The following is a 7,414-nucleotide window of genomic DNA, read 5'->3' on the forward strand; positions in this document are numbered from 1 at the left end:
GGACGGTCCGGCGTGCCGGTCGCGCCGGAGGCCGAGCCCTGCCGGGCGGTCGCGACGGCGGCCCGGCTGCGGAGCTCGGCGAAGGCCGCCGCCTCCAGCACGGGCGCCGCGCTCTCGCCGGGACGCTCGAGGACGGCGCGCTCGGCGAGCAGCTGGAGCGCCGGCGCCACGAGCTCGGACCACCAGGCGATGACGTCCCGGGCGTGCACCCGCGCGAGCATCCACCGCACGGCGGCGTTGTCGAAGTGGCCGGCCGCGGCGACCAGGCCGGCGGGGTCGGGCGCCATCGGGACCGCGTCGGAGTAGGCGTCGAGGACCTCGGCGGTCGTGGGGCCGGTCGGCGCGGTCGCCGGGGCCTCGTCGCTCTCCAGGGCCGCGCGTGCCGCCTCCGAGGGCGCGACGCCCTCCAGCGTGAGGCGGCGCATGACGAGCAGCCGCGACAGGTCGTGCGCGGAGTACCTGCGGTGCGCCCCGGCCATGTGCTCCGAGGGTCCGAGGCCGTAGCGGCGGTCCCACGTGCGCAGCGTCGCGGGGGCCACGCCGAGGCGGCGGGCGACGGCGGCCACGGTGAGCGAGGGCCCTGACGCGGCCGTCCCCTGCTCCTGGCTCGGCTCGCCCTGGGGACCGGTCATGACGCCAGCACCTCCGCCCGTGTCCTCGTCGCGACGGTTCGCGTCATGACCATGACGCGATTGTGCCCAACTCCTGACACGGTACGCCACCCGGCCCGCCGGACCGGCGGGACCGAACGCGTCGCGCCCCCCGGGAATCGCTCCACCGGCGCACCGGCCTGCGCGGTCTTGCCGCAGGCGCGCCCCGCCGCCGAACAAGTTCGACCAAGGGGGTTGACCAACTTCTGACGCGGTTCTAGGTTGGGCGCATCGCCGACGCGATGACCGCCACTGGGTCTGTGCCCGCAGCGGCTCAACCCGAGAACTACTGGAGGACCCGATGACGGAGATCTCGCGCCTGCCCGGCCCGGTCATGGACCTGTGGGAGTGGCAGTACGAGGGCAAGTGCCGCGACGCGGACCCGACCCTCTTCTTCCACCCCGAGGGCGAGCGAGGTTCCGCACGGCGCCGCCGCGCCGAGGCCGCCAAGGCCGTGTGCGCCACGTGCCCCGTGATGCAGACGTGCCGCGAGCACTCGCTGGCCGTCCGCGAGCCGTACGGCGTGTGGGGCGGGCTCTCCGAGGAGGAGCGCGCCGCCGTGCTCGCGAACCGGCTCCGCAAGGCCGGCTGAGCGTTCCCGGCCGGTCCGAGCCGTCGTCGGCGTACGGCTCGGCACCGGCAGGCAGACACACGACGAAGCCCCGCACCAGCTGGTGCGGGGCTTCGTCGTGCGTGCTGCGCGCGCGGTGATCAGCGCGCGGCCGACGTCACTTGACGACGACGGCCAGGATGTCGCGAGCCGAGAGGATGAGGTACTCCTCGCCCGAGTACTTGACCTCGGTGCCGCCGTACTTGCTGTAGATCACGGTGTCGCCGACAGCGACGTCCAGCGGCACGCGCTGGCCGTTGTCGTCGACGCGGCCCGGACCCACCGCGAGGACCTCGCCCTCCTGGGGCTTCTCCTTCGCGGTGTCCGGGATGACCAGACCGGAGGCCGTCGTCTGCTCTGCCTCGAGCGTACGGACGACGACGCGGTCCTCGAGCGGCTTGATGGAGACCGACACAGCGGACCTCCCCTTCGCATTCGTGGGAACGGATCGGTTCATGGCCGCGGGCCCCAGGGCTGCCCGTCGTCGCGGGTGCCGGACAACCCCTCAGGTCCCGGTGCGGCTGGCACCCTCCGAGGAGGACTGCCAAGGGGAATCTATGCGCGGCGTTAGCACTCGGTCAACACGAGTGCCAACGCGGGTCGGCCGACGCGGCCGCGGGGCGGGCGGCGTGCCAGGATCGGCGACGTGGACGAACGCTCGCTCTCGCTGCTGCTCAGCCCGGACGGGTGGGCGCTGCTCGGCGCGCTGCCCCCGTACGACGAGCGGCTGGCCATGGTCCTGTCCGAGCGGCTCGCCAAGGAGGGCGTCGACCCCGTGCTGGTGGCCGCCGCGCTGACCCAGTCGCGGCTGCGTGCGAAGGGCCGGGAGAAGTTCGGCGACTTCGCGGCCGGCATGCTCTTCACGCCCGCGGGCCTCGAGCAGGCGACGCGGCTGACCGTCGGCGCCCGCCACGCCCAGCGGTTCACGTCGGCCGGGTGCACCCGGGTCGCCGACCTGACGTGCGGCATCGGCGGCGACGCGATGGCGTTCTCCGCGCTCGGCCTGGGCGTGCTGGCGGCCGAGGTCGACGAGCTCACCGCCGCCGTGGCCACGGTGAACCTGCGCCACTTCCCCGAGGCCGAGGTCAGGCACGTCGACGGGCTCACGCTCGACCTCGCGCCCGGCGGCGCGGACGGGGTCGACGGGGTGTTCGCGGACCCGGCGCGCCGCACGGCCGCCGGCCGCAGGCGTCACGACCCCGCGGCCTACACGCCGCCGCTCGACGACGTCCTGGAGCTGCGGCGCCGCGCGCCCGCCCTGGGCGTGAAGGTCGGTCCCGCGATCCCGCACACGGCCGTCCCCGACGACGCGGAGGCGCAGTGGGTCTCGGTCGACGGCGACGTCGTCGAGGCCGGTCTGTGGTTCGGCCCGCTCGCCCCGGACGGCCCCGGCCGCACGGCGCTCGTCCTGCGCGGGGAGTCCGCCGCGACGCTCCGGGCGCCGGCCGACGGCGTCCCGGGGGCCGACGTCGGGCCGCCGGGCGCGTACCTCTACGAGCCCGACGGCGCCGTGATCCGCTCCGGCCTCGTCTCTCTGGTCGCGGAGGGGGTGCGCGGGCGCCTGCTCGACCCCACCATTGCCTACGTGACCTCGGACCACCTGGCCCCGGCCTCCCCCACCGACTCGCCCGACGTGCGCGCACTGAGCACCGCGTACCGCGTGCTCGACGTCATGCCGTTCGGGCTCAAGCGGCTGCGCACGGCCCTGCGCGAGCGCGGCGTCGGGCGCCTGACCATCAAGAAGCGGGGCACCGCCGTGGTGCCCGAGCAGCTGCGCAAGCAGCTCGACCTCAAGGGCGACGCCGAGGCCACGATCGTGCTGACCCGCGTGAACGGGTCGCAGCAGGTGCTCCTCGTGGAGCCGGTCTGATGGAGATCCCGTTCGCCCGGTCCGAGCGGTCGACCCTCGGGGTCGAGTGGGAGCTCGCGCTGGTGGACGCGGACTCGGGCGACCTGCGCCAGGTGGCGCAGACGGTGCTCGACGCGGTGGCGCCGCCCGACGGCGGCGAGCACCCGACGATCCGCCAGGAGCTGCTGCTCAACACCGTCGAGATCGCCACGCGCGTGTGCCGGACCGTCGCCGAGGCCGGCCGTGACCTCGAGGCGAGCATCGAGGAGATCCGCGCCGTGACGGACCCGCTGCGGGTCGAGCTCATGTGCGCGGGCACGCACCCGTTCGCGCGCTGGGCCCAGCAGAAGGTCACCGACAAGCAGCGCTACGCGACCCTCATCGACCGGACGCAGTGGTGGGGCCGCCAGATGCTCATCTACGGCGTCCACGTGCACGTGGGCATCGAGGACCGCGACAAGGTCCTGCCGATCCTGCGCGCGGTGCTCACGTACTTCCCGCACCTGCAGTCGCTGTCGGCGTCGTCCCCGTTCTGGGGCGGCAAGGACACGGGCTACGCGTCCAACCGCGCGCTGATGTTCCAGCAGCTGCCGACGGCGGGCCTGCCGTTCCAGTTCGACCGTTGGGAGCAGCTCGAGGGCTACGCGCACGACATGCTGCACACGGGCGTGATCGACCAGATCGACGAGATCCGGTGGGACGTGCGCCCCTCGCCGCGCTTCGGCACGCTCGAGGTCCGCGTCTGCGACGGCGCCTCGAACCTCGCCGAGGTGATGGCGTTCGCCGCCGTCATCCACTGCCTCGTGGAGCACTTCTCGACGATGCTCGACGAGGGCAAGGAGCTGCCGACCCTGCCGCCCTGGTTCGCGCAGGAGAACAAGTGGCGCTCCGCGCGCTACGGCATGGACGCGATCATCATCCTCGACGCGCACGGCGAGGAGGAGCTGGTCACGGACGCGGTCGAGCGCATGCTCGTCGACCTCGAGCCCGTCGCGGAGCGCCTGCGGTGCACGGCCGAGCTCGACGGCGTCCGCACGATCCTGCGCAAGGGCGCGTCCTACCAGCGCCAGCGCGCCGTCGCGCGCCGGCACGGCGGCGACCTCGACCCGGTCGTGGCGGCGCTGGTCGAGGAGATGCGGGCGGGCGCGCCACTCTGAGCCGGCTAGTTGGCAATGCCGAGTAGTAGGTATAGCCTCTGAGGCGTGACGCCGGCCGCGCGGGACCCCCAGCTCCTCAAGGGCGTGCTGCCCATGCTCGTGCTCCTCTTGCTCACCGAGCAGGAGTCGTACGGCTACGAGCTGGTCACCCGGCTGCAGGCGGACGGGCTCACCGACATCGCCACCGGCACCGTGTACCCGGTGCTCACGCGCCTCGAGCGGGACGGCCTCATCGCCTCGCGCCTCGTCGCGTCCTCGTCCGGTCCCGCGCGCAAGTACTACCGGCCGACGGCGCCGGGCGCCGAGCACCTCGCCGATTCCGTGCGCGGTTGGTCGGACCTCACCCGCACCGTCCGCACCGTCCTCGACCGCACCACCACCCAGGAGCCGACATGACGACCACGACCGGCGCCCCGGCGCCCGAGGGCGACCCCGGCCAGGCGGCCGCACCGCCGGCACGCCTGAGCGTCCGCGACCGCCTCCGGCGCGAGTGGTACCTGGCGCGCCTCTCGTGGCACCTGCAGGACTACCCGCGGCGCCAGGGCAAGCAGGTCCAGCGCGACCTGCGCGCGGAGCTCACGCACGCAGCGGCCGACGTCGGCATGGCGCGCGCCGTGCGCGACCTCGGCCACCCGCTGGTCCTGGCCGAGAGCTACACGTCCGAGCTCGGCCGCCCGCTGCCCCGCTGGAACTCGGGCGCCGTCGCGGCCACGCTCGCCGTGGGCATGATGGTCTACCTGGGCGGCGCGTACGCCATCGGGACGCTCGACACCCTCGAGGCCCTCGGCGGCGGCACCGTGACGCGCTACCCCTTCGGCGCCCCGACGGTCTTCGTCGCCACGCAGGACGAGTTCTCCGTGACCCAGACGCCGTCGGCACCCGGCGCGGCGGTGCTCGTCGCGGTCGGCGCGGTCGCGTTCCTGCTCGGCTCGCGCGTGTGGCGGGCGTGGGGCTGAGGCCGCCGGCGGGACCGGACGGACCGCTCAGACCGTGACCTGCGTGAGCGGCATCGACGAGTCGACCGGCAGGTCCAGCGGGCTGGGCCGCACCCCGCGACGGACCACCGCGGCCCCGAGCGCCGCGATCATGGCCCCGTTGTCCGTGCAGTAGCGGATCGGCGGGATGCGCAGCGTGATGCCGGCCTCCGCGCAGCGCTGGGCCGCCAGCTCGCGCAGCTGCGAGTTGGCGGAGAACCCGCCGCCGACGACGAGCGTGTCGACCCCGTGCCGCCGGCACGCCGCGATCGTCTTCGCCGTGAGCACGTCGGCGACCGCTGCCGCGAACGACGCGGCGACGTCGTTCAGCGGGATCTCCTGCCCGGCGTCCCGGCGCGCCTCGACCCAGCGCGCGACGGCCGTCTTCAGCCCCGAGAAGGAGAAGTCGTCCGCGTGCCGGGCCTGGTCCTTGGCTGCCGTGAGCCCGCGCGGGAAGCGGATCGCCGTCGGGTCGCCCTCGCGCGCGAGGCGGTCGATGTGCGGCCCGCCCGGGTAGGGCAGCCCCAGCAGGCGCCCCACCTTGTCGAAGGCCTCCCCCGCGGCGTCGTCGAGCGTGTGCCCGAGCTCGGTGACGTCGGTCGCGACGTCGTCGACGAGCAGGAGCGAGGAGTGCCCGCCCGAGACGACGAGCGCCATGACGCGCTCCGGGAAGGCGCCGTGGACGAGCTCGTCGACGGCCGCGTGCCCGATGACGTGGTTGACGCCGTAGAGGGGCACGTCGAGCCCGACGGCGAGGGCCTTGGCGGCGGCGGCGCCCACGGTGAGCGGGCCGACGAGCCCGGGCCCCGCCGTGACGGCGATCGCGTCCACCTGCCCGAGGTCGACGTCGGCCCGCTCGAGCGCGGTGCGCAGCGTGGGCACCATCGCCTCGAGGTGGGCGCGGGACGCGATCTCCGGGATGATCCCGCCGAAGCGCGCGTGCTCGTCCATCGAGCTCGCGACGACGTCGGTGAGCAGCTCGCTGCCCTGGTCGGTGACCCGCACGAGCGCGACGCCCGTCTCGTCGCAGGAGGTCTCGATGCCGAGGACGAGCGCGTCAGACATGGTGTCCAGGGTAGGCGTCGCCGGCCGCGTCCCCGGCCACGGGCCCGGAGCCGGGCGCCGGCGCGGGAGCCAGCTCGAGCCGCATCGTGAAGGCGTCGACGTCCTCGGGCTGGTAGTACCGGCGACGGCGTCCGAGCACCTCGAACCCCGCGGCCCGGTAGAGCGCGAGCGCGGGCTCGTTGTCGACGCGCACCTCGAGGAGCACGGCCTGCGCCCCGAGCTCGCGGGCGCGGCCGACGAGCGCCGCGAGCAGCGCCGCGCCGAGCCCGCGGCGCTGCGCCGCCGGCACGACGCCGAGCGTCATCACCTGGGCCACGTCGCCGTCGAACCACAGGCCCGCGTACGCGGCCAGCACGGGCGCACCGTCCGGGCCGGCGACGTCGACGCCGACGTACCAGCGCCCGTCGGCCGCGAGCTCCTCGCGCAGCATCCCCACCGACCACGCCGAGGGGCCGAACAGCTCGCGCTCGATCTCGGCCAGGCGGGGGACGTCCGCGGCGACGAGCCGGCGCAGGTCGCCGGGAGCGTGCGGCGCAGCGCTCACCCGGTGACCCGCTTGCGGGCGGCGGCCGGCATGACGTCGGGCCGGCGCAGGTAGAGCGGCTCGGTGGGCAGGGGCTCGCCGGTGGTCAGGCCCGCGAGGCCACCGCGCCGCGCGAGGGCGAGGCGCGCCAGGACGGCCGCATCCACGCCGTCGACGAGGGGCGCGTCGCCCGCGGAGGGCAGGGGGTGCACCGCGAGGCCGGGGCCGACGACGACACCCCCACGCGCCGCGAGCGTCGCGGCCAGGTCGTCGGGCCGCACGACGGCGGGTCCGTCCACCGGGACGACGTCGCCCCGGGCCTCGCCGTCACCGGCGCGGCGGTACCGCGCCGTGTACAGCTCGCGGCGTCGCGCGTCCGTGACGACGACGACCTCGGCGTCGCCCGGGGCGCCCGCCTCCCACGCCTGGACGGCGAGGGCGTCCAGCGAGCACACCCCGTGGACGGGGACGCCGAGCGCGAAGGCCAGCGTGCGGGCGGTCACGAGCCCCGCGCGCAGGCCCGTGAAGGGCGCGGGGCCGGTCCCGGCGACCACGGCGCCGAGCGCGCGCCGGTCGACACCGGCCT

At 75.2% G+C, this 7,414-nt stretch carries 10 protein-coding genes; 5 read left to right on the forward strand and 5 right to left on the reverse strand.

Annotation, left to right across the window (positions count from 1 at the left end):
- Positions 1-632, reverse strand: a 632-nt coding sequence (locus IDM29_RS13045; protein ID WP_188037615.1) for a MerR family transcriptional regulator, incomplete at its 3' end; no start/stop codon positions are given.
- 319 nt (positions 633-951) lie between these two features.
- On the opposite strand from IDM29_RS13045, the gene IDM29_RS13050 reads away from it, so the two are divergent.
- On the forward strand, positions 952-1,242 hold the full coding sequence (locus IDM29_RS13050; protein WP_182111994.1) for a WhiB family transcriptional regulator: 291 nt from the start codon (positions 952-954) through the stop codon (positions 1,240-1,242).
- Between the two features lie 136 nt (positions 1,243-1,378).
- Here IDM29_RS13050 and groES read toward each other — a convergent pair whose 3' ends face one another.
- The gene (gene groES / locus IDM29_RS13055; protein ID WP_199422729.1) at positions 1,379-1,675 is read right to left on the reverse strand and encodes a co-chaperone GroES; all 297 of its coding nucleotides are present in this window, start codon (positions 1,673-1,675) and stop codon (positions 1,379-1,381) included.
- Between the two features lie 231 nt (positions 1,676-1,906).
- Between groES and IDM29_RS13060 the strand changes: the two genes are divergently transcribed.
- Genes IDM29_RS13060 through IDM29_RS13075 form a run of 4 tightly spaced genes read left to right on the forward strand, consistent with a single transcriptional unit; the run spans position 1,907 to position 5,222 of the window.
- The gene (locus tag IDM29_RS13060) at positions 1,907-3,130 is read left to right on the forward strand and encodes an SAM-dependent methyltransferase (RefSeq protein WP_182111996.1); all 1,224 of its coding nucleotides are present in this window, start codon (positions 1,907-1,909) and stop codon (positions 3,128-3,130) included.
- A complete protein-coding gene (locus IDM29_RS13065; protein WP_182111997.1) occupies positions 3,130-4,266 on the forward strand; it encodes a glutamate--cysteine ligase in 1,137 nt (378 codons plus the stop codon). Before IDM29_RS13060 ends, IDM29_RS13065 begins: the two co-directional genes overlap by 1 nt.
- A 45-nt stretch (positions 4,267-4,311) precedes the next feature.
- Complete coding sequence (locus IDM29_RS13070; RefSeq protein ID WP_255491630.1) at positions 4,312-4,662, forward strand: PadR family transcriptional regulator; 351 nt, start codon at positions 4,312-4,314, stop codon at positions 4,660-4,662.
- Positions 4,659-5,222 (forward strand): hypothetical protein, encoded by a 564-nt coding sequence (locus IDM29_RS13075; RefSeq protein WP_182111998.1) that lies wholly within the window; start codon positions 4,659-4,661, stop codon positions 5,220-5,222. The genes IDM29_RS13070 and IDM29_RS13075 overlap by 4 nt, the downstream gene beginning before the upstream one ends.
- Before the next feature lie 27 nt (positions 5,223-5,249).
- Here IDM29_RS13075 and tsaD read toward each other — a convergent pair whose 3' ends face one another.
- From tsaD to tsaB, 3 genes are all read right to left on the reverse strand, one after another.
- Positions 5,250-6,305 (reverse strand): tRNA (adenosine(37)-N6)-threonylcarbamoyltransferase complex transferase subunit TsaD, encoded by a 1,056-nt coding sequence (gene tsaD, locus IDM29_RS13080; protein WP_182111999.1) that lies wholly within the window; start codon positions 6,303-6,305, stop codon positions 5,250-5,252.
- Positions 6,298-6,849, reverse strand: a complete 552-nt coding sequence (gene rimI, locus IDM29_RS13085; protein ID WP_220457966.1) for a ribosomal protein S18-alanine N-acetyltransferase — start codon at positions 6,847-6,849, stop codon at positions 6,298-6,300. The genes tsaD and rimI overlap by 8 nt, the downstream gene beginning before the upstream one ends.
- A partial coding sequence (gene tsaB / locus IDM29_RS13090) for a tRNA (adenosine(37)-N6)-threonylcarbamoyltransferase complex dimerization subunit type 1 TsaB (protein ID WP_188037616.1) occupies positions 6,846-7,414 on the reverse strand: 569 nt, incomplete at its 5' end. The genes tsaB and rimI, both read right to left, overlap by 4 nt.

Origin of the sequence: Actinotalea sp. JY-7885 (assembly GCF_014525465.1) — a bacterium.
GTDB lineage: Bacteria > Actinomycetota > Actinomycetes > Actinomycetales > Cellulomonadaceae > Actinotalea.